General features: G+C 67.2%; 21 protein-coding genes. 3 read left to right on the top strand and 18 right to left on the bottom strand.

What is annotated here, in order from left to right; all coding sequences use genetic code 11:
• Positions 1–29: 29 nt before the first annotated feature.
• Together GOACH_RS15140 and lspA are read right to left on the bottom strand one after the other, a co-directional pair.
• Positions 30–956: an RluA family pseudouridine synthase gene (locus GOACH_RS15140; RefSeq protein ID WP_005176403.1), complete on the bottom strand. Its 927-nt coding sequence runs from the start codon at positions 954–956 to the stop codon at positions 30–32.
• Positions 949–1,602 carry a signal peptidase II gene (gene lspA / locus GOACH_RS15135; protein WP_005176401.1) on the bottom strand — a complete coding sequence of 218 codons (654 nt, stop codon included), beginning with the start codon at positions 1,600–1,602 and terminating at the stop codon, positions 949–951. The genes GOACH_RS15140 and lspA overlap by 8 nt, the downstream gene beginning before the upstream one ends.
• A 39-nt stretch (positions 1,603–1,641) precedes the next feature.
• On the opposite strand from lspA, the gene GOACH_RS15130 reads away from it, so the two are divergent.
• The gene (locus tag GOACH_RS15130) at positions 1,642–2,634 is read left to right on the top strand and encodes a hypothetical protein (RefSeq protein ID WP_005176398.1); all 993 of its coding nucleotides are present in this window, start codon (positions 1,642–1,644) and stop codon (positions 2,632–2,634) included.
• A 109-nt stretch (positions 2,635–2,743) separates the two neighbouring features.
• On the opposite strand, the gene GOACH_RS15125 is transcribed toward GOACH_RS15130, so the two are convergent.
• Positions 2,744–3,277, bottom strand: a complete 534-nt coding sequence (locus tag GOACH_RS15125; RefSeq protein WP_005176395.1) for a WKL family lipoprotein — start codon at positions 3,275–3,277, stop codon at positions 2,744–2,746.
• 288 nt (positions 3,278–3,565) lie between these two features.
• Between GOACH_RS15125 and GOACH_RS15120 the strand changes: the two genes are divergently transcribed.
• Positions 3,566–4,519, top strand: coding sequence for an asparaginase (locus GOACH_RS15120; RefSeq protein ID WP_005176392.1), 954 nt, complete (start codon positions 3,566–3,568; stop codon positions 4,517–4,519).
• Between the two features lie 82 nt (positions 4,520–4,601).
• Here the strand turns inward: GOACH_RS15120 and GOACH_RS15115 are convergent, their stop codons facing one another.
• Positions 4,602–5,999 (bottom strand): DNA polymerase IV, encoded by a 1,398-nt coding sequence (locus GOACH_RS15115; protein ID WP_083859076.1) that lies wholly within the window; start codon positions 5,997–5,999, stop codon positions 4,602–4,604.
• A 32-nt stretch (positions 6,000–6,031) separates the two neighbouring features.
• Positions 6,032–6,472 carry a nitroreductase/quinone reductase family protein gene (locus GOACH_RS15110; protein WP_005176387.1) on the bottom strand — a complete coding sequence of 147 codons (441 nt, stop codon included), beginning with the start codon at positions 6,470–6,472 and terminating at the stop codon, positions 6,032–6,034.
• 109 nt (positions 6,473–6,581) lie between these two features.
• Here GOACH_RS15110 and GOACH_RS15105 point away from each other — a divergent pair, with 109 nt between their 5' ends.
• Positions 6,582–7,280, top strand: a complete 699-nt coding sequence (locus GOACH_RS15105; RefSeq protein WP_040518837.1) for a TetR/AcrR family transcriptional regulator — start codon at positions 6,582–6,584, stop codon at positions 7,278–7,280.
• Positions 7,281–7,373: 93 nt separating this feature from the next.
• On the opposite strand, the gene ileS is transcribed toward GOACH_RS15105, so the two are convergent.
• From ileS to murD, 13 genes are all read right to left on the bottom strand, one after another.
• On the bottom strand, positions 7,374–10,562 hold the full coding sequence (gene ileS / locus GOACH_RS15100; protein ID WP_174320836.1) for an isoleucine--tRNA ligase: 3,189 nt from the start codon (positions 10,560–10,562) through the stop codon (positions 7,374–7,376).
• Positions 10,563–11,010: 448 nt separating this feature from the next.
• A complete protein-coding gene (locus tag GOACH_RS23135; protein ID WP_005176384.1) occupies positions 11,011–11,913 on the bottom strand; it encodes a hypothetical protein in 903 nt (300 codons plus the stop codon).
• 33 nt (positions 11,914–11,946) lie between these two features.
• Positions 11,947–12,786 carry a DivIVA-like cell division protein Wag31 gene (gene wag31 / locus GOACH_RS15090; protein WP_005176383.1) on the bottom strand — a complete coding sequence of 280 codons (840 nt, stop codon included), beginning with the start codon at positions 12,784–12,786 and terminating at the stop codon, positions 11,947–11,949.
• A 337-nt stretch (positions 12,787–13,123) separates the two neighbouring features.
• Complete coding sequence (locus GOACH_RS15085; protein WP_005176382.1) at positions 13,124–13,450, bottom strand: YggT family protein; 327 nt, start codon at positions 13,448–13,450, stop codon at positions 13,124–13,126.
• Between the two features lie 136 nt (positions 13,451–13,586).
• Complete coding sequence (locus tag GOACH_RS15080) at positions 13,587–14,306, bottom strand: cell division protein SepF (RefSeq protein WP_157227745.1); 720 nt, start codon at positions 14,304–14,306, stop codon at positions 13,587–13,589.
• A gap of 93 nt (positions 14,307–14,399) precedes the next feature.
• The gene (locus GOACH_RS15075; protein WP_005176377.1) at positions 14,400–15,149 is read right to left on the bottom strand and encodes a YggS family pyridoxal phosphate-dependent enzyme; all 750 of its coding nucleotides are present in this window, start codon (positions 15,147–15,149) and stop codon (positions 14,400–14,402) included.
• The gene (gene pgeF, locus GOACH_RS15070; protein WP_005176375.1) at positions 15,146–15,877 is read right to left on the bottom strand and encodes a peptidoglycan editing factor PgeF; all 732 of its coding nucleotides are present in this window, start codon (positions 15,875–15,877) and stop codon (positions 15,146–15,148) included. Before pgeF ends, GOACH_RS15075 begins: the two co-directional genes overlap by 4 nt.
• Positions 15,878–15,905: 28 nt before the next feature.
• Positions 15,906–17,078, bottom strand: coding sequence for a cell division protein FtsZ (gene ftsZ / locus GOACH_RS15065; RefSeq protein ID WP_005176371.1), 1,173 nt, complete (start codon positions 17,076–17,078; stop codon positions 15,906–15,908).
• Positions 17,079–17,350: 272 nt separating this feature from the next.
• Positions 17,351–18,016: a cell division protein FtsQ/DivIB gene (locus tag GOACH_RS15060; protein WP_005176366.1), complete on the bottom strand. Its 666-nt coding sequence runs from the start codon at positions 18,014–18,016 to the stop codon at positions 17,351–17,353.
• 32 nt (positions 18,017–18,048) lie between these two features.
• Complete coding sequence (gene murC, locus GOACH_RS15055; protein ID WP_005176363.1) at positions 18,049–19,614, bottom strand: UDP-N-acetylmuramate--L-alanine ligase; 1,566 nt, start codon at positions 19,612–19,614, stop codon at positions 18,049–18,051.
• Complete coding sequence (gene murG / locus GOACH_RS15050) at positions 19,611–20,939, bottom strand: undecaprenyldiphospho-muramoylpentapeptide beta-N-acetylglucosaminyltransferase (protein ID WP_005176361.1); 1,329 nt, start codon at positions 20,937–20,939, stop codon at positions 19,611–19,613. Before murG ends, murC begins: the two co-directional genes overlap by 4 nt.
• Before the next feature lie 129 nt (positions 20,940–21,068).
• The gene (gene ftsW, locus GOACH_RS15045) at positions 21,069–22,898 is read right to left on the bottom strand and encodes a putative lipid II flippase FtsW (RefSeq protein WP_005176358.1); all 1,830 of its coding nucleotides are present in this window, start codon (positions 22,896–22,898) and stop codon (positions 21,069–21,071) included.
• Positions 22,895–24,475, bottom strand: a complete 1,581-nt coding sequence (gene murD / locus GOACH_RS15040) for a UDP-N-acetylmuramoyl-L-alanine--D-glutamate ligase (protein WP_040518833.1) — start codon at positions 24,473–24,475, stop codon at positions 22,895–22,897. The genes ftsW and murD overlap by 4 nt, the downstream gene beginning before the upstream one ends.
• Between the last annotated feature and the right edge of the window lies 1 nt (position 24,476).

Here is a 24,476-nt window from a genome sequence, read left to right as displayed (position 1 = left end):
GCCCGCGGCGTGTCGTCGCGGGCGCACGATCAGGTCTCCCGGAGGACGTCGAGAGCGTGCGCAAGGTCTGCCGGATAGGGACTCGTGAACTCCACCCAACGACCGTCGGCGGGATGCGTGAACCCGAGCGAGCGAGCGTGCAGCCACTGACGTTGTAGACCGAGGCGCGCGGCCAACACCGGATCGGCGCCATAGGTCAGGTCACCGCAGCACGGATGGTGCAGCGCGGAGAAATGCACGCGGATCTGGTGCGTCCGACCTGTCTCGAGATGAATGTCGAGCAGCGATGCGGCGGCGAACATCTCCAGAGTGTCGTAGTGGGTGATGCTCGGCTTGCCGTTGGCGGTCACCGCGAACTTCCAGTCCGCACCGCGATGTCGGCCGATGGCCGCGTCGATGGTCCCGGTCGGCGGATCGAGATGTCCCTGCACCAGGGCGTGATACCCCTTCTCGACCTCGCGATCGCGGAACGCGCGCTTGAGCATCGTGTACCCGTGCTCTGATGCCGCGACAACCATCAAGCCCGACGTCCCTACGTCCAGACGCGACACGATGCCCTGCCGTTCTGCCGCCCCCGACGTCGAGATCCGGAATCCCGCGGCATCCAGTGCGCCGACGACGGTCGGACCGCTCCATCCGAGCGACGGGTGCGCAGCGACGCCAACAGGTTTGTCGACGACGATGATGTCGGAATCGTGATAGATCACCGTCAGGTCTTCGACAGGTGTCGGCTCGACACGCAGCGGCTCGTCGGGCTCGGGCAGCAGGACGTCGAGCCAACTCCCGGCGGCGAGCTTGTGCGATTTGCCCACCGCGACCCCGTCGACGGTCACGTCGCCCGCATCGGCGAGGTTGGCCACCACCGTCCGGGAGAGTCCCAGGATGCGGGAGACGCCCGCATCCAGACGCATGCCTGCGATGCCGTCGGGAACCGGCATGGAGCGCGAGTCACGCATCTCGTTCCTCCGTGGTCGACGCCGACTTCTCGTCGGCGCGCGCACCGTCGGCATCGTGATGCCCGGCGCGGCCGGCCGCGAACCCCGAGCGCGTGCCGTCGTAGTCGAAGCCGAGCAGCGACAGCACGACGAGCAGCACCGCACCGCAGACGACCGCGGAGTCGGCGACGTTGAACACCGGCCACCAGCCGACCGAGACGAAGTCGACGACGTGACCGCGTAGTGGCGCCGGGTCGCGGAAGATCCGGTCGATCAGATTGCCGATGGCACCGCCGAGGACGAGACCGAGTCCGAGAACCCACCATCCCGACCGCAGTCGGCCGCTGAACCGGATGATGACGACCACGACAGCGAGCGCGATCAGTGTCAGCACCCAGGTATAACCCGAGGCCATCGAGAACGCGGCGCCACTGTTGCGTACGAGCCGCAGCGTGACCGCGTCGCCGATGATGTGCACCGGTCGTTCTGGATCGAGAAACGCGACGACCAGCGATTTGGTTGCCACGTCGAGTGCGATCACGATCATCGCGATCACCGCCAGCAGTGCCAGTACCGCTGTCGAGGTGCGCAGCTTTCCGCCGCGGCTGTTCTCACCGGTCTCCCCGGGATCGGTCGGGTTCTGCGTCGGGTCGGGTCGCTCATCCACCTCATCATCATCCCTGACACGTGCAATACGCTGACTGGCGTGTCCGATCCGACCCGTCGTACCGCCGGTCAACCGACTTCTCGACGCCACGCCGCGCGCCGTCGACTCGCGCTGGGATCCGCCGCAACCGCACTGGTCTGCGGGCTCGTGCTGGCGGGGTGCGGCTCCGATCCCGCCGACGACCACCCGTCCGCGGACACCTCGTCCGGGGCCGGCTCCGGGTGCACCACCACCTCGACGTCGGGCCACGCCGACGCGAACCTGATCCCCATACCTCCCGCGGCGGTCGTCGTGACCTCAGCAGGCAACCAACCGCACCGGGTGGTCGGCGGCGCCCCCGATCGGACGCGACCACAGACGTCGAACTTGGCCACGACGTCGTCGGTCGCGTCGACCGACGCCACGACCGAGCAGACCGTTGACATCCCGATCACGGCGGCCTTCCATTGCACCGACAACACCGATCTCGAGATGACGCTCGGCGCCCCGACCTCGCCCGACCCGACGCTCGACGAGCAGTTGGCCGCGGCAAGGGACGCGAAGGCAGGCGTGGCGCTCGGCCCCGGAGCTGCGCCGGTGTCGCTGCGGCTGATCCCGACGCGCGATTCGGGGTCCGAGGCCCGCAGCGCGATCGAGCAGGCGCTGGTCCAGACGTTTCAGAACGCGATTCCCTTCCCCACGGAGCCGATCGGTGTTGGCGCGACGTGGCGAACCGAACGAACCATCACCGCGGCCACGACCCTGACGCAGACGATCACCGCGACACTCAAGGCGTGGGAGGGCAACCGTGTGACCGTCGACTTCACCACCGACGAGTCGCCGGTCAACTCGGTGTATGCGATACCCGGAGCGGACACCACGCTGACCATCGCCCGTTACTCCTACACCGGCTCGGGGAGCCTGGTCATGGATGTCACTCGCGGCCTACCCATCAGCGGCACGGGCACCTACACGGGGGCACGCGAACTGATCGGCGCCGATCCGGCCCAGCCGCTTCTGCAGAAGATCGGCTTCTCGTACACCTGGAAGTGACGCGCCGGAGCAATCGCGACACGCACGAACGCCCCTGTCCCGCGCGGGACAGGGGCGTTCGTCGTGACTCGGAGCGCCGACTCGGCAGTTGCCGTCAGCCGGTGTCAGGTCACTTGGGGCACATGGCGCTCTTGACGTTGTTGCCGGACAGGATCGGGCACACCGAGTCGCTCGCGAGCTTCCAGCGTCCGCCGTCGTACACGATCTGGGCGTCGAGCTTGGTCGGCGGGTTGTCGGGCAGCTTCACCTGAACCTTGACCGTCGCCTTGTTCGGTCCGGCCGGGATGACCGGCGGGAAGATCTGGTAGGTGACGTCCTTGTTGTCCTGGCGGGCCTTGACCAGCTTGTCGAAGAGCTGGGGATCCTTCTCCGATCCCTGGACGAGCTCGGTCTTCTCCGAGTTGGGCACCTCCGGGTCGAGTGCCTTGTCCAGCATCGCGTTCAGCGTGGCGACGCTCGGACGGACGTTCGGGTTGGTGACCCCGGCGTCTGCACCCGACGCACCCGCCTCGGACGTTGCGGCGGCGCTGGTCGTCGTGGCAACCGTGGGAGCGTCGTCGGAATCGTCGCTGCCACACGCCGCGAGGGAGGTGGCAACTGCCGCGGCCATGATGGTGGCACCTACGAACTTAGGGAACTTCAAGGATCTTCCTCACATTCAACGTCGACGATGAGAGTTCTCGGCGGAGGTCGGTTCGCGCGGTCGTGCGCTGTTGGCGAACCGTTCACCGGTCACCGCACCACCCCCGTGGCCAAAAGCTCCCACCACTATGCCAAACACATCGACTCCGCCCAACGACAAGTACCCGCCGAGAGGGCACACCGCTGACGATCGTCGATGAGCACTGCTGGTCTCGTGGGTGGTCTCACGAGCAGTGCCGACCGGTGAAACGGTTGACGTCCGACATCGGTTCCGGGGACGCTGTCTGGCATGACGCAACCGCGAATCGCGCTGATCACCACGGGCGGCACGGTCGCCGCTCGGCAGAGCGCAGACGGAGCGGTCCCGGTCCTGACCGCGTCCCAACTCCTCGCCGAGGCGTCGACGCCCGCGACGCCCGCCCCCGCGATCGACGCGATCGACCTCATGTCGGTGGACAGCTCGGCGATCACGGTCTCCCAACAGGCCCAGGTGGTGCGCGCGGTCATGGCGGCGCTCGCCGATCCCGACCTGACCGGGGTCGTCGTCACACACGGCACTGACACCATGGAGGAGACGGCTTTTCTGGTCGACCTCGCCGCCGACGATCCGCGGCCCGTCGTGTTCACCGGCGCCCAGTACCCGGCGGATACCCCCGACGCCGACGGACCCGCGAACATCGCGGCGGCCCTCGACGTGGCTGCCGATCCTGCGAACCGGGCTCGCGGCGTCCTGCTGGCATTGGGTGGACGCGTGCTGGGTGCCCGAGGCGCATTCAAGGCCTCGACCACCGCGATCGAGGCCTTCGACACCGTTCATGAGGCGCTGCCGCGGCCCCTTGTCGTCGACACCCTGCCCGAACGCCTGGCCCGAGTCGACACCTACGCGTTGTACCCAGGGGTCGCCGCAGGGATCATCGCCGCTGCCGTCGCGCAGCGTGCGGCGGGAATCGTGCTCGCCGCAACGGGTTCGGGCAACACCCACCCCGACATCACCGCCGAGGTTGTCGCCGCCCGCCGCGCGGGAGTGGCCGTCGTCGTCACCACACGAGTACCCCATGGCCAGGTGGTGCCCACCTATGGCGGTGGCGGCGGAGCCGTCGACCTCGAACGTGCGGGCGCGGTGGTGTCGAGATGGCTGCGTGCGCCGCAGGCTCGGATGGCCCTGATCGCGCTGCTCTCCACCGGACACGACGCCGACGACGTCGCCGACTTCTTCCGTCGCTCCGAGCCGGCTGGAGCATGAGACCTGATCTCTGACAACGCGGTATCGGGCGGCAGATCTCGTGCCACCCCCGCGTTCGGTGTCGTTCGGCCTTGCGCTGCGCTCACCCGGAGATGTCCGGCCACGCGAGACTGTCGAGCGGATCGCCCCGTCGTAGCGCGCCGTCGTCGCCGGCGAATGTCCGTGCGATACCGGGTCCTGTTGCGCGCGTTTCGAATCGCACGGTCACCACGCCGTGGCCGCTGCCCTGAACCCAGCCGTGGCCGAATTCTGGATGCACCACGTCGGCGCCGGTGGCCCAGCCGTCGCCGCCAGAGGCTGCACCGCCACGGTCGAATCCGTCGGCGCTCGGTGCGGTGTCGATGACCGTGGCGTTCTCGGGGTCGGCGTCGGTGGGCGGCGCGACGTCCGCGTCGCCGAAGAGCGCATACTGCTCTACCGCCGACAGCCCCGAGAATCCCACTCCGACAAGGCGAATGGGGCCGACAGTGTGAGGGTCGATGGCGAGTCGCCGGGCCATCGACGTGAGGGTTTCCAGATCGGTGGTCGCAGCGGGCAGCGTCGTCGAGCGGGTGAGAATCGACATGTCTGCGCGCTTGAGTTTCAGTACGACGGTGCGCGCACCGCGCCCGTCGGCGAGTAGTCTGCGGTGTGCGTCGGCCGCCGATTTCTCGATTGCCGGCCGCAGCCCGGCGAGGTCGACGATGTCGCGCGCAAAGGTCGATTCCGCACTGATCTGTTTGGCCGCTGCTCGTTCGGTGACGGGCCGGTCGTCGTGTCCGCGCGCGAGCATATGCAGCGCGGGTCCGACGCTGGAACCCAGCACCGAGGCGACCTCGACCTCCGACATCGCGGCGAGATCACCGATCGTGTCGATTCCCAGGCGCGCCAGCCGCTCTCCCGACACCGGGCCTATCCCCCACAGTTTGCGCACCGGCAGCGTGTGGAGGAAGTCGAGTTCCCTGCTGGGCGGAATGACCATGACCCCGTCGGGTTTGGCCATCCCCGACGCGATCTTCGCTATCTGTTTGCCACTCCCGAACCCGACGGACGCGGCCAGACCGACAGCGTCGGCGATGCGCCCGCGGATCTCCTGTGCGAAGGCCTCCGCATCGGCGGCTGAGGCGCCGATGAGATCAGCAGGCTCGGCGAATGCCTCGTCGAACGAGAGCATTTCGATCACCGGCACCGCCTCGCGGACGATGGCGAAGATCTTGCCGCTGACCACGCGGTATAGCGAACCTCGTGGCGGCAGAACCACTGCCCCTGCTCCGACGAGTCGGCGCGCCTGGTGCATGGGCATCGCCGACTGCGCACCGAAACGCCGTGCGGCGTAGCTGGCTCCGGCAACGACGCCACGGCCTCCGGTTCCGCCGACGAGTACCGGACGTCCCGCGAGTGTGGGCCGTGTCAGTTGCTCCACCGAGGCGAAGAAGGCGTCCATGTCCAGATGCATCACCCATCGGGTACTGCGCTCGCCGTCGGGAGACGAGGAGGACATGGTCGACACACCGCAAGCCTAGGCATACCCGATCAGCCGAGGAGAAAGACGGGGATCTCATCTGCCCGATCCGCGAGTTCTTCTATCGTCGCGTCGGCGGCCAGCTCCTCGGGGAGGAAGCGCCCGACCTCCCATCCCCAGCGATCGAGGTAGGTACGGATCACTCTCGCGCGTGCCGCGGACTCCACCTCGGTGAACGTCACCGTGCGGCGCCGACGTCCTCGGCGGAGTTCCCCTCTCCCTGCCACTCGCGCATTGCGTACCCACTGTGTGTTGCCTCGGATGGCGACGAGGTACTCGTTCCCGTCGAGGGTGACGGGATTGACCGGAAGACGTTGCGGTGTACCGCTCGTGCGCCGGGTGACGGTCAGTGTGTGTGCGCCCGCGAGGTTCACGCCGTGGTCGGCCAACCAACGTACGGCGATGTTGAGTGTGGCTTCGATCCCCTCCGGGGCGCGGTAGTGGGTGTTCATGGTGGCTCCCGTCGTAAATTTTCGAGAGCACTGCTCTCGAAATGACGAGTATCCACGCCGGGACCCACTCGCGCAAGAGCACCGCTCTCGGTCGTGACACACTGGGAGCATGAGAGCTGCGAGAACACGCGCGGACAACCGGGCGGCCATGCGGGCGGAGATCACCCGCCTCGGCCGCGAACATCTCCGCACCCACGGTGCGGCAGGGCTGTCGTTACGAGCGATCGCCAGGGAACTGGGGGTCGTCTCCTCCGCGGTCTACCGATACGTTCCGAGCCGCGACGAACTGCTCACCCTGCTGTTGGTCGAGGGCTACACCGACCTCGCCGACACCGTCGACGAGGCGGCGGACGCCGCGGGCTCGGACATCCGCACCAGGCTGACCGCAGCGCTGTCGGCCGCGCGGGCCTGGGCCGCAGCGGATCCTGCGCGGTGGGCGCTGCTGTACGGCAGCCCCGTCCCGGGCTATGCGGCGCCCGCGGAGCGCACCGTTGCCCCGGGAACACGTGTGATCGGCCGCCTACTCGCAGAGTTCGATGCGGCATGGCGCGCAGGCGCACTCCGCGACGACCAGACGGTCGACCCTCGGCTACCGCCCCTGTCCGCCGACATCGACGCCATCCGCGACGAATTCGGCTGCACACTCCCCGATTCGGTGATGGTGCGCGCCATGACACTGTGGGCCACCACGATCGGCGGTATCAGTCTCGAGGTCTTCGGACAGTACGGCACGGACACCTTCACCCACCCGGACGCATTGTTTGCAGCGCAGGTGGACGCCGTGTTGTCGACGCTGTTCGAGGAGTGATCCCGCGCAGCCACATCCGGCGCCGACCGACATTGCGGTGATCGGCGCCGGAAGCCGATCGGGGCGGCGAGCCGGCGGAGCTAGCCAGCGAAGCTAGCTGGCCTTCGTGACGTCGGCCGTCACGCCATCGCCGAGTTCGATCGCGCCCGCTGCACCGGCGTCGGTCGATTCCACGGTGAACGATGTCGCGAGCACCTCGCCCGCGATCATGTCGGCATGACGGCGGGCCCACTCGAGTCGCTGAGCCGGGACGACGAAACGCACCGCGATGCGGTCGGATACGTCGAGTCCCAACCCGCGACGTGCCTCCTGCAGCTCACGCACACGATCCTTCGCCCACCCCTCGGACTCGAGTTCTTCGGTGACGCTCGTGTCGAGGACGACCAGTCCGCCCCCGCCGGGAAGTTCGGCCGTCGAATCGGGTTCTTCGGCAACGAGTTTCCTGCTGTACTCGCCCGGTTCGAGATCGATGCCGTCGGCCGAGACGATCTCCGTACCGTCGTCGGCAGTGCGCACGCTCCAGTTGCCAGCCTTGACGGCCTTGATCACCCGCTGCACGTCCTTGCCGAGCCTCGGCCCCGCTGCCCGCGCATTGACCGCCAGTTCGACATGACCGTATCGGTCTGCTGCCGTGGACAATTCCACCGACTTGACGTTCATCTCGTCCGCGATCAGAGCTGTGTACGGTGCGAGGCGTTGCGCATTCGGCGATGCGACGGTCAACTGCGGCAGGGGAAGTCGCACGCGCAGCTTGTTGGCCTTGCGGATACTCGAGGCCGTCGAGCACACCGCCTGGACATCGTCCATCGCCGCGACCAGATCCGGGTCGGCGGGGAGCTCATCGCTGGTCGGCCAATCGGTCAGGTGCACCGACCGTCCACCGGTCAGACCGCGCCAGATCGCCTCGGTCGCCAACGGAAGCAGCGGCGCGGCAAGCCGACTCGCGACCTCCAACACCGTGTAGAGCGTGTCGAAGGCGTCCGGATCGTCGTCCTGCCCCGCCCAGAAGCGTGCGCGTGAACGACGCACATACCAGTTGGTGAGCGACTCGACGAACTCACGGAATGCGTCGCACGCCCCGGAGACGTCGTAGACGTCGAGAGCCTCGGTCATCTCCGTCCGTGTGACCGCGAGCTTGGCCAGGATGTAGCGGTCGAGCACATTCGACGAGTCGGTGCGCCAGGTGGCAGGCCTGTCGGCATACAGCTGCAAGAAGCTGTAGGCGTTCCACAACGGCAGGAGCGCCTGCCGCACACCCTCGCGGATTCCCTTCTCCGTCACCACGAGGTTGCCGCCACGCAGGATCGGCGACGCCATCAGGAACCACCGCATGGCGTCGCTTCCGTCGCGGTCGAACACCTCGTTGACATCGGGATAGTTGCGCTTGGACTTCGACATCTTCTGACCGTCGTCGCCGAGCACGATGCCATGCGCAGCAACGGTCCGGAACGCCGGCCGATCGAACAGTGCAGTCGCGAGCACGTGCAGGTTGTAGAACCAACCACGGGTCTGCCCGTTGTACTCGACGATGAAGTCGCCCGGATTGTGCGCGGGCCGCGATCCGTCGTCCGCCCCGTCGAACCACTCCGCGTTCTCGAACGGGTAGTGCACCTGCGCGTAGGGCATCGACCCCGACTCGAACCAGCAGTCGAGGACCTCGGGCACGCGACGCATCGTCGAATTCCCGCTCGGATCATCAGGATTGGGGCGGGTCAACTCATCGATGTAGGGGCGGTGCAGATTGGTCGGCCGCACCCCGAAGTCGCGTTCGAGTTCATCGAGCGAGCCGTACACGTCGGTGCGCGGATACTCCGGGTCGTCGGACACCCACACCGGGATCGGCGCGCCCCAGTACCGGTTTCGGCTGATGTTCCAGTCACGTGCACCCTCGAGCCACTTGCCGAACTGACCGTCGCGAATATGCGCGGGCGACCAGGTGATCTGCTTGTTCAGCTCGATCATGCGGTCCTTGATCGGGTCGACCGCCACGAACCACGACGGAACCGCCATGTAGATCAACGGCTTTCCCGATCGCCACGAGTGCGGATAGGAGTGCTCGATGGTCTCGTGTCGCACGATGCGCCCGGTGTGGCCATCCGGCCCGGCGAGGACGTGCTCACCGCCGGTCTTGAGATCTTTGATGATCGGTGCGTTGGCGTCGAAGACCATGAGGCCCTCGTACGGTGCAACCTGCGACGTGAATCGGCCACCGGCATCGAGCGGCTGCACGACCTCGATCCCGTTGGCGGTCGAGAGCTCCATGTCCTCCTCACCGAAAGCCGGTGCGAGGTGGACGATTCCGGTACCGCTGTCCGTCGTCACGTACTCACCGAGAAGGACTCGGTGCGCACGAGGATGCCCGAGGAAGAAGTCAAACGGAGGCGTGTACGCCAAGCCCTCCAGATCGCGACCCTGGTAGGTGCCGACGACCTCGGGATCGACGATCTCCTTGGCGTAGCTGCCCAGCAACGGCTCGGCCAGCAGGTACTCCCGTCCATCCGTCGCACGTACATGCACGTAGGTGACGTCCGGATTGACGGCGATCGCCAGGTTCGACGGCAGTGTCCACGGCGTGGTGGTCCAGATCAACGCATTGACACCGTCGAGCGCCGACAACGGGTTGTCGGAATCGACGACGAGCGGCATGCTCACCGTGACAGCCGGGTCCTGTCGCATGCGGTACGCGTCGTCGAGCTTGGATTCCTGGTTGCTCAGCGGCGTCTGCTCGTACCAGGAGTACGGCAGCACGCGGTACCCCTGGTACACGAGCCCCTTGTCCCACAAGCGTTTGAATGCCCACATCACCGACTCCATGAAATCGATGTCGAGGGTCTTGTAGTCGTTGTCGAAGTCGACCCATCGCGCCTGTCGCGTGACGTAGTCGCGCCACTCTCCCGTGTACCGGAGCACAGAATCGCGGCAGAAGTCGTTGAACTTCTCGACGCCCATCGTCTCGATCTCCGACTTGTCGGTGATCCCGAGCTGACGTTCGGCCTCGAGCTCGGCGGGCAGACCATGCGTGTCCCAACCGAAACGACGCTCGACCTTCTTGCCGCGCATCGTCTGGTAGCGGGGCACGAGGTCCTTCACGTAACCGGTCAGCAGGTGACCGTAGTGGGGAAGGCCGTTCGCGAACGGCGGGCCGTCGTAGAAGACGAACTCCGGGGCGTCGGCCCTGTTGGCGATCGACGCCGCGAACGTGTCGTCGGTCTTCCAGTAATCGAGCACGGTGAGTTCGACGTCGGGGAACGAGGGTGCGCCACTTCGCGCACCGCCGGTCATGTCGACGACAGGGTAGACGCGGGTTGTCGATTCTGACTTCTCACTCACGCTGGCTCCTCGTGCCTGGCTCGCACGTCCTCACGTGGGGACGTGTGCATCTGCTCTGGGCACGGGGACGCACAAGAAGTGCGCGGTACCACCCCGCTTGCATCGATCGGGCCGATGCCACTCGGGGTCCTCTCGGATCAAGGTGCTGCCACAGGCGAATGCACGTGCATCCGCTGTGTCTGCATTCGAGACCGAATGGACCGGCGGCTGTGACGGGCCGCGCCCGCCCGGTTCTACTGAAGATCTCTCATCGACACGCTCGACACGTGCGCTGCGATGTCATGATCTCGTTCTTCCGGGTGCTCCCCGGTGATGGCCGGATCGTCGCGGTTCCAGTGTAGCGATCATGGTGAGCCGATCACGAATCGTCCCACGCGCGACGCCGAACCGGCGATCGAGATCAGTCGAGTGGTGGACGCCAGTTGGGATCGAGCGGGTCGAAACGCGCCGTGGGAGTGCCCGTCTCACGATCTGGCTGGCCCCACTGCCGATCCGACGGTTGGCGCTCATCGGATGGACCCGACTGCGGTGTGTGAGGCTGCTGCGGTGTGGACGGCTGCTGCGGTGTGGACGGCTGTTGCGGTGTGGACGGCTGTTGTCGGGGCGTCGACTGGTCGGGACCCGCGTCTGGAAGAGGACCGCGGCCAGGCCACTGCTGCCCCACCGGCTCACCGCGGTCGGGGTACTGCTGGGGCGAGTGCGCAGCGCCGGGCCCCGCGGGACTCGTGGGCGGAGCCGGGTGACCCTGTCCGGATTGACCGGGAGCCTGCGGACGACGGAATCCGCCGGTTGCGGGGTCGCCCCCGACCGAACGTAGGTAGTCGTCGTAGTTGCCCTCGCGCGGTGAGTTCGCCTGGCCTCCGGCCGGATGAGCACCGGCTTCGCGGACTGCGGCTGTCTCTGTCTCCGCGCTGTCCTCAGACCCGGACACCCCGTCTCGAGGTTGGATGACGCCCTGCCACGACGACTGCGGAGGGGATTCACGTCGGGTGGCAGGCGGCGCGTCGGGCTCACGCTGGACGCTCGGCGGAGGCGGCCCACGGAGGTCGGCGTCGGCATCACCGTCTCGGTCGGACACAGGACCTGCCGACCGATCGTCGTCCTGGTCTCCCCGACCGTCGAACTCCTCGTCGAGGACGGACTCGTCCCTACGCCCTGAGCCGACGATGTCGACGATGAGGAACCCGAGACCGATCAGGCAAACAACGATGCACGCCACCGCGAGCCACACCGTACCGGTGATCAACCCGACGATGAGCAGCACAAACCCGACCAGGGTGGCCGCAAGCGCCAGACTCAGCACGTCATCTGCCTAATGGACTTCGCCGTATGCCGATCAGCTCTGCGAATAGCTGCTGAAGCCGCCGTTACCCGGGTCCGACGAGAACGACTGATCGGGACGACCGCTCTCGACAGGCGCTGCACTGCCGCGCTGCTGCAGCTCTTCGAGCTGAGATTCGAGGTAGGTCTTCAGGCGGGTACGGTACTCACGCTCGAAGGTCTTGAGCTGCTCGATGCGGCCTTCGAGGACGACACGCTGCTGATTGATGGTGCCCATGATCTCACTGTGCTTGCGCTCGGCGTCGCTCTGCAGCGCATCGGCACGTTCCTGCGCCTGACGGAGCTGAGCTTCCGAACGGGTCTGCGCGTCGGCGAGGATCGCCTCGGAGCGCTGCCGGGAGTCGGCGAGCAAGGCGTCGGACTTCGTCTGCGCCTCGGAGACCATCGCGTCGGCACGCGAACGAGCATCCGCGAGGAGCGTGTCCGCCTCCTGGCGCGCAGAACCGGTGAGACGGTCAGCGGTGTCCTGCGCGAGGGCGAGAACCCGTGCGGCGCGGACGTTGGAGTCATCGTCGGACAACGCCGCCGCGGGAGCTGCCGCCGGGCTCTGCACTTCGGTGGCGGCAGCGGCGAACACCTGGGTGGAGTCGTCGGCGACCGGCTGGCCGGCGGACGCAGACGACGACGTGTCGCTGCTGCCCGATTTGGCGTCGGCGAGCTCACCCTCGAGCTCCTCGACACGTTGTTTGAGGTCGCTGTTCTCGTCGATCAGCCGAGCGAGCTCTGCTTCGACAAAGTCGAGGAACTGATCGACTTCGTCCTCGTTGTAGCCGCGCTTACCGATCGGCGGTTTGCTGAACGCGACGTTGTGCACATCAGCTGGTGTCAGCCGCATGTCGGTTCCCCTCATTGTCGTTCGAGCTCTGGGTCGTCTCGAGCTTGTGTCGTACAAGCGTGGTCTTCAGTTTGGGCGAGCAAGTCACAGCCTATGCGTCCAGACTGTCACTCAATATTCATACCAGTCAAAATCCGTAACTGGCGTCTCATCCTGTCACACCTGAACCGCTTGTCGCATATGTTCGATGCCGTCCTGCAACGCAACAGTCACGCGATGATGACACTCAACGGTAGAACATGTGATCGCGCCCTGGCAGCGGGACCGAGCCCCTGAACGATTTCCAGACCGCGCCACACCCGCAGCCGGGATGAGGATGCGAGACGATGTTCCCAGGTCAGAGGAGTCCGGCAGCAACCGCCGACGCCGCGGAGCTGCTGGCAAGACCTCGCATGACCGACATGAGGATGAGCACGACGATCATCACGATCATCAGCGACAGGTCGAGCCGGACAGGTCCGAGTGGAATCGGTGGCAGCACGCGTCGGAGCGCCTTGATCGGCGGATCGGTGAGCGTGAACACCGCCTCGATGATCACCACGGCGATGCCCGTTGGTCGCCATTCACGCGCGAAGGTGCGCACCAGTTCGATGACGAGGCGTGCAAGCAGGAGCAGCCAGTAGATGAACAGCACGTAGTAGAGGACTTCGAACAGAATCGCCACGAGTCAAGAGTGCCTGATATGTCGGGCACGCCGCACCTCCGGTACCGCTGGCCTGGTGCGCGGGAGCAGGTGTGTGGGATGACGCTCGTTCAGACGGGCGAATCAGCGGGGATTCGGCCACCTGAACTGGACGTCTTCAGCCGTGGTTGTAGAAGCCGGTCGCAGCGATCTTCTTACGATCTTCCGCCGAGACGTCGATATCGGCGGGTGAGAGGAGGAACACCTTCGTCGCCACCTTGTCGAACGAGCCACGCAGGGCAAACGCCAGGCCTGCCGCGAAGTCCACGAGGCGCTTCGCATCGTCGTTGCTCATGTCGACCAGATCCATGATGACGGGGTTCCCGTCGCGGAAGCGCTCCCCGATCGTGCGCGCTTCGCTGTAGTCGGCCGGGCGCAGCGTCGTGATCTTGTGAAGGGGTCCGTCGGCGAAGACCTGCTCGAGATCGGGCCCCGCAGAGGCCGGTACGGCACTGGAACGAAGCGGCGCGGGATTCGAGCGCTGCAACGGCTCGAGGCGCGAGACCGGGCGCGGCCGATCGACAGGCTCGGAGTGGCGCGGACCCGCGTAGGTGTAGTCACCCTGATAGCCCTGCTCATAGCCGGGTGCAGAGTCGAAGCCCGGGCCGAACCGTCGTTCGTCGTAGCCGGCGTCGACACTGTCCCGATAACCCGGCTCCGGGTATCCGTCGCCGTAGCCGTCGCGCAGCGGAGCGTCGCCGTAATAGTCGTCGCGGTACGCGCGCTCCCTCGACGCCGAACGCACAGGGCCGGGCCCCGGCTCGTCGAAGTAGTCGTCCTCGTACTCACTCGGGGGCACCATGCCGAAATACGCCTTGAACTTCTGCATCGTGGTCATGTGGTGCCTCTCTGTCATCCGACACCCGCGGCGGGTTCGCGAGTGTTGTCAGTGTGGAGTTTGTTCTCGTTGGTTCGCATGTGACCAATGTGACTAGTGAGAGACTAACGGCCGTGGGCCCATGATTGCGGTTCCGACACGCACGCATGTCGATCCATGTGCGACGGCGCTTTCCAGATCCGACGACATGCCCGCCGACAGCCCGGTCGCCTGAGGGAATCGGCCACGAAACCGCTCGTGCACCTGCGCGGTTCGCTCCATCCAGTCGTCGATCTCGCCGTCGAGTGGCGCGATGACCATCAGCCCGCGCAACGCAAGCGAGTCGCTCTGCTCGACCCTCTCGGCCAGTTCGGGCAGATCGTCTTCGAGTGCCCCACCGCGCGTCGGATCGCCGTCGAGGCTGAGCTGGAGATAGACCTCGAGCGGAGTGCTCCGCTCCCCCGCATCGAGTGCGGACACGCCTGCCGTCGACAGATGATCGATGAGCTTGGCGCGGTCGACCGAGTGCACCGCACGTGCCCATCGGGCCACGGTGCGGGCTTTCTTGGTCTGCACGGACCCGATCATGTCGAACGAGATTCCCTCGAGGCCGCCAGTCGGCGCATCCCGGAGCTCGTCAATCTTGCGGCTGGCCTCGGGTTCGCGTGACTCGCCGAACTCCTTCTCCCCCAGCGTGATCAAGCGTTGCACGTCGGATGCCGGGAAGAACTTGGTCACGACGAGCAATTCCACGTCGCCACGTCTGCGGCCCGCGGCGTCGACCGCGGTGTCGAGTCGCGAGCGCACCCTCGACAGCGACTCCGCCAGCTGGGCCGTCCGCTCATCGTCCTCGGCGGTCGTCACGACGGTTCCCCACCGGACGGCTCGGGTGCGTCGGGGTCGATCCAGATCACGGACGCCAGTCGTCCGGTCGGTGCGCTACGCCGGTGACTGAAGAGGTCCTGGTCCTCGATCGTGCACCTCGGGTCCTCCGCGACAGCGGCCACACCGAGCGCGAGGAGTTGCCGGCGCAGGCCGGCCCGCAGATCCAGACCAGGGGTGCGCTTGTCGGTCAGACACGCGCTGCCGGGGAGATGCTCTTCGACGTCGCGCTGCATCTCGGCCGGAACCTCGTACTGACGTCCACACGCGGCGGGGCCGAGAAACGCACCGATCCGCTCGGGCCGCGCGCCCAGCGAGATCATTACGCGCACCGCTTCGGGAACGATCCCGATGCGTGCACCCACCCGTCCGGCGTGCACGCCGGCGATCACGCCGGCCTCATCGTCGCTGAGGAGCACCGGCACACAGTCGGCACTGAGAACTGCCAGCGCCAGGCCGGGGGTCGTCGTCACGAGACCATCGGTGGCTTCGACCGCATGGTCGACGGGACCGTCGACGACCGTGACGTTGCGACTGTGGATCTGCTCCATCCAGACCACATGATCGGGCGCGAGACCGAGTTGTGTGGCGAGGCGAGATCGATTCGCTGCAACGGCGTCCGGCTCGTCGCCGACGTGATCACCGAGGTTGAAGGTGTCGTACGGCGGTCGCGAGACACCTCCCTGCCGCGTGGTGACCACACGACGCACCCGGGGCCTGATCGACCCACTCACGTCGTCAGCGCTTCATGAACGACGGCACGTCGACGTCGTCGTCGTCGAGCGTGACGCTGTTACGCCGGGGCGGCGCCGCCGGACGATCGGCGAACGGATCACCACCACCCTCCTGCGGTACCTGCCCGATCAACGGATCGCTCTTCTCGGCCTGGTTCACCGTCCCCGCCTGTCCTGCTCCGACGGCGGTCTTACCGACGGCCGCGGGCGTGTCGGTGCGCTTGCGGGGGGTGCCGCCGTCGAACCCTGCGGCGATCACGGTGACTCGCACCTCGTCGCCGAGGTTGTCGTCGATCACCGTGCCGAAGATGATGTTGGCATCCTCGTGCGCGGCCTCCTGGACCTGCGTGGCAGCGTTGTGGATCTCGAACAGGCCCAGATCGCTGCCACCGGCGATCGACATCAACACGCCGCGCGCGCCCTCCATCGACGACTCGAGCAACGGGGAGTTGATCGCTGCCTCGGCAGCCTTGCGCGCGCGCTCCTCGCCGCGCGCCGACCCGATGCCCATGAGCGCCGAACCCGCGTCGCTCATGACGCCCTTGACGTCCGCGAAGTCGACGTTGATCAGGCCGGGGGTGGTGATCAGGTCCGTGATGCCCTGGACACCGTTGAGCAACACCTCATCGGCACTGCGGAACGCGTCCATGAGGCTGACCTGGGCGTCGCCCAACTGGAGAAGTCGGTCGTTGGGGATCACGATCAGCGTGTCGCAGGATTCACGCAGCGCAGTGATGCCCGCCTCCGCCTGGCCTCCGCGACGTTTACCTTCGAAACCGAAGGGGCGGGTGACCACACCGACGGTCAGCGCGCCCAGCTTGCGGGCGATCGACGCGACGACCGGGGCGCCACCGGTTCCTGTGCCACCACCCTCGCCGGCGGTCACGAACACCATGTCGGCGCCCTTGAGAAGCTCCTCGATCTCGTCGCGGGCGTCCTCGGCCGCGCGACGACCCACTTCTGGATCGGCACCTGCACCGAGTCCGCGCGTCGAATCCCGTCCGACGTCGAGCTTGACGTCGGCATCACTCATCAACAGCGCCTGGGCGTCGGTGTTGATGGCGATGAACTCCACGCCTTTGAGGCCCTGCTCGATCATTCGGTTGACGGCGTTCACGCCGCCGCCGCCGATGCCGACGACCTTGATCACGGCCAGGTAGTTGTGCGGTGGCGTCATGGCGCTCGCCTTCCTTATCGATCCAAAACCCTAAACCTGAACCATAGATTTAGAGTTATGTCAAGTGGTCTGTTGTCGAAAACGCTAAGCACCGTCGGGCCATGGAGCCAGCAGGCGGCGCGGCGTGTCGCTGGATTTCTTTGTGCGACGACCGGGTTCCACCCTGCCGAGCCGTCGAGGCCTGTGCCACAACACCGTCGGCGTCCACGGCGCAGCCGCCGGTGTTGTGGCACAGCCGTCGGGGCCGCACCTCGACACCGTGGCGTCGGCGCTCACTTGTAGGCCGGAAAGTCCGGACTCGACACGTTGTACTCGGACGCCTTGCGCGACAACAGGTAGCCGAGGGTCCGCGCCTTCTCGTCACCCCGCGCCGAATCGCCCCAGACGACCTTGCGGTTGCCCTTCAGGGTGAACTCGATGTCGACGGGTGAGGACGCGTCGACGGCGACCAGTTGCTCGGAGATCTCGGCGGGCAGGCCCGCGGTGGCCTTCATGGCCGCGACGGTGGTCGGATCCGACGGCCCCGGGTTCGGCGTGGTGAACACGGGCAGCGCGGCGAACTCGCCGGGCAATCCCTTGGTGGCATAGGTGAGATACGAGACGCCCGTCCGGTCGAGGATGTGCACCTTGTCGGAGTCGACCACGCGAGCGGTCGGTCGGCGCTCCACGACCGTGATCCGTAACGACGACGGGTATTCACGCTGGACCCGCGCCGACTCTATGGATGCGATCGCCGCGACCCGCTGCGCGACGACGCGGGTGTCGACCCGCAGCAGCGGGGTCCCCGACGGGACGTCGGCCGCGTGCAGGATCTCACCGCTCTGCACGCCCTTCGCGCCGTCGATCGTGGTGTTGCGCACTGACATCAACGGCGTGAAGAAGGCTACGAGGACGAGCCCCACGACGATGACGACGACGGCGCCGACACCGAGTAGCATCCGCGCTCCTCGACGCTCCGGGAGGAACCGGGTCACGAGATGTCCTCGCCCCCAGCGACGGACGGCGGTGCGGGGCGCGCCCCCTCGAGGGCGGCAAGGATCTCGGAACCCTGCATGGTGATATCGCCGGCGCCGAGGGTCAACACGATGTCGCCGGGCTGCGCGATGGTCGCCACCACGTCGGCCAACACCGACAGATCGGGAACGAATCGATGGGGCCCGGCCAGTCGGTCGGCGATGCTGCGGCCGCTGACCCCGGGAATCGGCGCCTCCCTGGCACCGTAGACGTCGGCGACGATCACCTCGTCGGCGGCGTCGAGCGCTGCCGCGAACTGTTCCGCGAATTCTTCTGTGCGCGAGTACAAATGGGGCTGAAACACCGCGATCACCCGCCCCCGGCTGCCACCGCGAGAACGTTCGACGCCGCCGCGGCCGACAACTCCCCTTGCCGCTGCGAGTACCGCGGCGACCTCGGTCGGGTGGTGCGCGTAGTCGTCGTAGACAGCGACGCCTGCAGCGCTTCCCTTGTATTCGAATCGGCGTCTGACACCGCCGAATGCCTCGACTCCCTCGATGACCTGGTCGAGTTCACCGCCCGCGCACACCGCACCGAGAATCGCGCCGAGACTGTTGCGGGCCATGTGGATTCCGGGCGTCGTGAGCGTGAGGGGAACCTCGATCGCGGCGTCGACGACCGGTTGCGCGAATCGCACCGTGGCCAGCCCCCCGGCGCCGTGCGGTGCCCATGAGAGCAACGTCGCCGCCGGAATGACATCCGGGATGGCCACCGCGTCGGCATCGGTGCCGTAACCGAGTACGGTGACACCACGGGCGCTCAGTTGTGCCGCGCGTCGCTGCACGAGCGCGACGGTACCCGGATCATCGAGACAGACGATGAGCGTGCCGCCCGCGCGGATCCTCGCGGTGAACTCGTCGAACACCGCGACGTAGGCATCGACACTTCCGAAGAAGTCCAGATGATCGACCTCGATGTTGGTGATCACCACGATGTCAGGGGTGTACTCGAGAAGTGACCCGTCACTCTCGTCGGCCTCCGCGACGAACACGTCGCCGCTGCCGTGATGTGCGTTGGTCCCCGACTCGTTGAGTTCGCCGCCGATCGCGAAGGACGGGTCGAGTCCCGCATGCTGCAGCGCGACGACCGACATCGACGTCGTCGAGGTCTTACCGTGTGTGCCCGCGACGAGCAGCGTTCGGTGATCGGCCATCAATCCCGCGAGAACGTGCGGGCGCAGAAGAACCGGGATGCCCCGCTCACGAGCAGCGACGAGCTCCGGATTGGTCTTGGGAATGGCGGCGTGCGTCGTGACCACGACGGTCGGGCCGTCGGGCAGGAGGTCCAGAGCGGCAGCGTCGTGTCCGATCGCGATCTGCGCACCCCGCGCACGCAACGCGATGATTCCGCGACTGGTCTTCGCGTCCGATCCCGACACCTGGCCACCCCTGGAGAGGAGGATGCGCGCCAAACCCGACATCCCGGCTCCGCCGATGCCCACCATATGGACTCGACGCAGTTCTTCGGGCAGCGGAGCTGCGCCCGGCTCGCCGTGTGCTGAGGTCACGTCCTCGATTGTCACCGGTCGCGGGCCGATTCCGCCGAATGAAACGCCGCCCCGGCGTCGGGAAGGCCCGATCCTGTTGCGGTGTCGCCAGTCGCGCGGGAGGCGCGCTCCTCGGTTGCACCCGATCCGGCCGCGTCGGTTCGCCTCTGCCGACCGGCCCGCCCTCGACGGCCCGGCCGGTGTGCTGCAGCGAGATCGAGGGCCGCGCGCGCGACCGCATTCGCGGCATCTCCGTGCCCTGTCCCCGACGCGCCCGCCGACATCGCGGCCAGGCGTTCGGGATCGCCGAGCAACGCCGGAACCTCTGTTGCGACCCACTCGGCGCTGACCTCGTCGTCGGACACCAACACACCACCGCCTGCCTCGACGACGGGCAGGGCATTGAGCCGCTGTTCGCCGTTCCCGTGCGGCAACGGCACGTAGATGGCGGGCAGTCCGGTCGCCGACACCTCGGCGACCGTCATCGCGCCCGAACGACACATGACCAGATCGGCCGCAGCGTAGGCGAGGTCCATCCGCTTGAGATACCCGACTGCCCGATACGGAGGGGCGTCGTCGGGCGAGATCGGATCGATCGTGTTCTTGGGTCCATACGCGTGCAGCACACCGATTCCCGCGCGCCCCAGGGCATCGGCAGCCCCGGCCACCGCATCGTTGAGTCGTTGCGCTCCCTGCGATCCGCCGAACACCAACAGCGTCGGGGCGTCCTCGTCGAGGCCGAAATAGTGACGGGCCTTCGCACGCAATCCCTGACGGTCCAGGTCGGCGATCACACCGCGTACCGGGATGCCGACCACCTCGGCACCGTCGAGACCCGAGCCGTCGACGGCCGCCATCACGACGTCGGCGAAGCGTGCACCCACCTTGTTCGCAATACCCGCACTGGCGTTGGCCTCGTGGATCACGATGGGCAGGCGTCGACTCGGCCGCAGGTGCGCCCTGGCGGCGAGGTACGCGGGCATCGAGACGTAACCGCCGAATCCCACCACGACGTCGGCCCCTACGTCGGAGAGGACCCTGCGTGTGGCCATCACCGACCGGAGGAGCCGCGCCGGGGTCTTCGCGAGTTCGAGGCCCGGCTTGCGCGGCAACGGCACGGGTGGGATCAGCGCGAGGTCGTAGCCGCGCTCGGGGACGAGTGTCGTCTCGAGCCCCCGGGAGGTACCCAGTGCGGTGATCCGTGCGGTCGGATCGAGTCTGCGCACCGCATCGGCAACTGCGAGTGCCGGTTCGATATGGCCTGCCGTCCCTCCTCCGGCAACCACGACCGAGAGCTTTCGGTAGCCGCCGTCTGCAGACTCGTGGTCCGTTGTCGTGACCCGCGTTTCATCCGGACCCATTCGGTCTGCACTCCGTTCACATCTGTTCTGCTCACATCGACTGTTGCCGCGGCCGACCCGGGCCGGGCGCACGTGCGCACCGACACGATGGCCCACCGACCGCCGCCGAAGCGCTTTCCCGCCGAGGCTCTAGCGGCCGTTCCCCGACCGCCGCGGCCCACCCGACATCTTGTCAGCCCTGCCCGGGTGACCGGAGTAGCGTCCCGACCCCGTCCGCACCGAGCCCGACGCGGCTCTACTCGTCGCGCGACGTTCCGGTTGGCCTGCGCGAGCGGTCCCCGCCGAACGGGTGGTGCGCCCGGGCGCGCCGCCACGGCGTTCCCCCCTCCCGGAATACCCGACACGGTAGTCGACCCGCACCGCCCCCGACCGAGGTGCCCCACGCCGGTCGACGGGTGCCGGGCTCGGTTCGGGTGCCACACCGAAGAACCGCACACCGATCGCTCGACGCCACGCGGGCACTCGGCGCTGCGGCGTCGACCGACGTGTGCCCGACACTGCGGGTGGGCGGCGTCCGCGCGCGTCGAGACGGTCTCGGGCGCTCTCCGCGCGGCTCGGCGTGTACGCCACGGGGATAGGCAGCCGGAACCACCGGCTGACCCGGCTGCGCTGACCCGTGGTCAACGCGGCGACGGCCTCGGGTTCATGGCGGGCCGCATTGGCCAGCAGGCCGAGCATCGCCAACACCGTCAGCGTCGACGTCCCGCCCGCCGACAGCAGCGGTAACTGGATTCCGGTCACGGGAAGCAGCCCGATCACGTACCCGATGTTGATGAACGCCTGCGCTGTGATGAGGACCGTGATGGTCGAGGTCATCAGGCGCAGGAACGGATCGGTGCAGCGGTGCGCGATGCGGAACCCGGTGAACGCCAGGACGACGAACAGGAAGACGACGAGCAGTCCCCCGATCAAGCCGAGTTCCTCGCCGATGATCGCGAAGATGAAGTCGTTGTGCGCATTGGGCAGATAGTTCCACTTGGCTCGGCTCTGTCCGAGTCCGACGCCGAACACACCCCCGTTGGCCAGCGCGAACGTCGCCTGTCGCGCCTGATAGCCCGCGCCCTGCGGATCGTCGATACCGCCGAGAAAGCTCATCACGCGCTGTGATCGATAGCTCTCGACCAGAGCGAGGACCACGGCGATGCCGACGCCGGTGAGGACGAATGTGACGAACACCTTGATCGGCAGACCCGCGAACCAGAGCAGCGCACCGACGATGATCGCGATGGTGATCGTCGTCGAGAGGTTGGGTTCGAGAATGATCAGCAGACAGATCAGCAGGCCGACCGGGACGAGGGGCACCAGCAATTCGCGCAGTGACGCGTTGTCACGTCGACGCGACGCGAGCAGATGCGCGCCCCAGACACACAGCGCGACCTTGACCAGTTCGGACGGCTGCACCGAGAGTCCGTTGATGTCGAACCAGCGCCGGGCACCCTGACTGAGGGTGCCGATACCCGGGACCAGGACCAGACCCAGCATGACCGTCGTCACGGCGATCATCGGGACCGCCATTCGACGGAAGAACCGCACCGGCATGCGCAGCGTGAGGTAGAAGACGATGGCGCCGAGCACCACGAAGATGACCTGGTTGGCGAACAATCCGTACGCCGAGCCGTCCGCGGAGTACCCCTCGACAGACGACGCCGAGAGCACCATGATCAGCCCGAACGATGTCATCAGGGCGGCCATCGTCAGGATCAGGTGATACGACGCCAACGGCCTGCTCAGGAGATTGCGAATCCCTTCGACGATGGTCGCGGGGACGGCGGCGAGATCACTCCGCGTACCGGATGACCCTCCGCCGAGAACTCGACGACCCGACCGGATGCTCGGTTTCGCGGACTCGGCCTTCGACGTCTTCTTCTCGGCCGCCTTATCCGCTCCGGTCTTGGTTGCTCCGGTCGCCGGCCCGGAGGATTCTGGTGCGCCCGCCCGGGTCGCGTCCGTCGTCGTCACGGCTGCGTCGCCCGGGGAGCGGTCCCCGGCAACGCACGCGCGGCGGCCGCGAAGGCATCACCACGTCGTCCGTACCCGGGAAACATGTCCAGCGACGCCGCCGCAGGCGCAAGAAGCACCGCGTCGGGTCGCGGACCGCCGGCTGTGGCCAGCGCCCACGCCTCCGCGACAGCGCGGTCCATCACCGCGGTCGCGAGGTCGTCGGGATTCCCGGGGTGCTCGAGCGAGGATTCGTCCCCGCTGCGCACTGAACCCATCTCTGATCCGAGGGCGCGCTGTGCAATCACGCTGCCATCGTCCCCTGTGAATACTGTGACTGTTGGGACTTCTGGGGCGTGTCGCGAAATCGCGGCGACAATGATGTCCCGGTCACGTCCGATTGCGACGACCCCGGCCAGCCGGTCCGCGGACGCGACGATCATGTCGTCGACCGACGCGCCCTTCAGCAAGCCACCCGCGATAAGCACCACACGGCGATGCGCGCCGATCGCCGCGCGGGCCGCGTGCGGATTGGTGGCCTTCGAATCGTCGACGAAGTCGATGCCGTCGACTGACACGACGACCTCGCCGCGATGCGCCGCGGGACGGAAAGCACGCAGTGCCCGACCGATCGCCGCGGATTGCACTCCGATGGACAGGGCCAACGCTGCCGCGGCCAGTGCGTCGGATACCCCGGACGGCCCGGCGGGGTGAATCGCCTCCGCCGCGATCAGCGACGTACCACTCGACGAGTCGTCGTCCGCACTGCTGAAAGCCCGGTCGACGAGGTACCCGTCGACTACTCCGAGTTCGCCGGCTGCCGGCTCGCCGAGGGTGAAGCCGACGCGCCGTCCCGGCACCGGCAGACCTGCGGCGACGGTGTCATCGAGGCCGACGATCCCCACATCGCCGTGCAGCGCGATCTGTTTGTCGGCGGCGTACGCGGCGAACGACCCGTGCCAATCGAGATGATCGTCGGCGATGTTCAGCACCACCCCCGCATCGGGAGTGATGGACGGCGCCCAGTGGAGCTGAAACGACGACAACTCGGCGCACACGACGTCGACTCGTGGTTCCAGCTGCATCGCGTCGAGCACGGGCAGCCCGATGTTCCCGCACGCCGCGGCGGCGAGCCCGCCCTCGGCGACGATGTCGGTCAGCATCGATGTGGTCGTGGTCTTGCCGTTGGTCCCGGTCACCACCAGCCAGGTACGCGGGGTACCCAGCAACCCGGCACGGTCGACCCGCCAGGCCAACTCGACCTCGCCCCACACCGGGATCTCGTGTTCGGCAGCCGCGAACATGAGCGGATTGGTGGGCGCGAAGCCGGGTGATGCGATGACGAGATCGGTTGTCGCAACCCACGAGTCATCGCCGACGAGCGCCGCGACTGAGGAGAGCCGCGCGCCCTGGTCTCTCAGCGCGTCCGCTCCGACGATCCCCGTCGTCCCGGCATCCGCGTCGAGGAACCGGTCGTCGGCGATCGTGACCTCCGCTCCGACGCCGAGCAGGAATCGTGCAGCCGACAGACCCGCTGTTCCGGCACCCGCAACGATCACACGTATGCCCCGCAGGTGCAGTTCCACTGACGACGTCATC

It is taken from the genome of Gordonia aichiensis NBRC 108223 (assembly GCF_000332975.1).
GTDB classification, from domain to species: Bacteria; Actinomycetota; Actinomycetes; order Mycobacteriales; family Mycobacteriaceae; genus Gordonia; species Gordonia aichiensis.
Note: the sequence above shows the minus strand (reverse complement) of the source record. Positions and strands in the feature narration are given on the sequence as shown.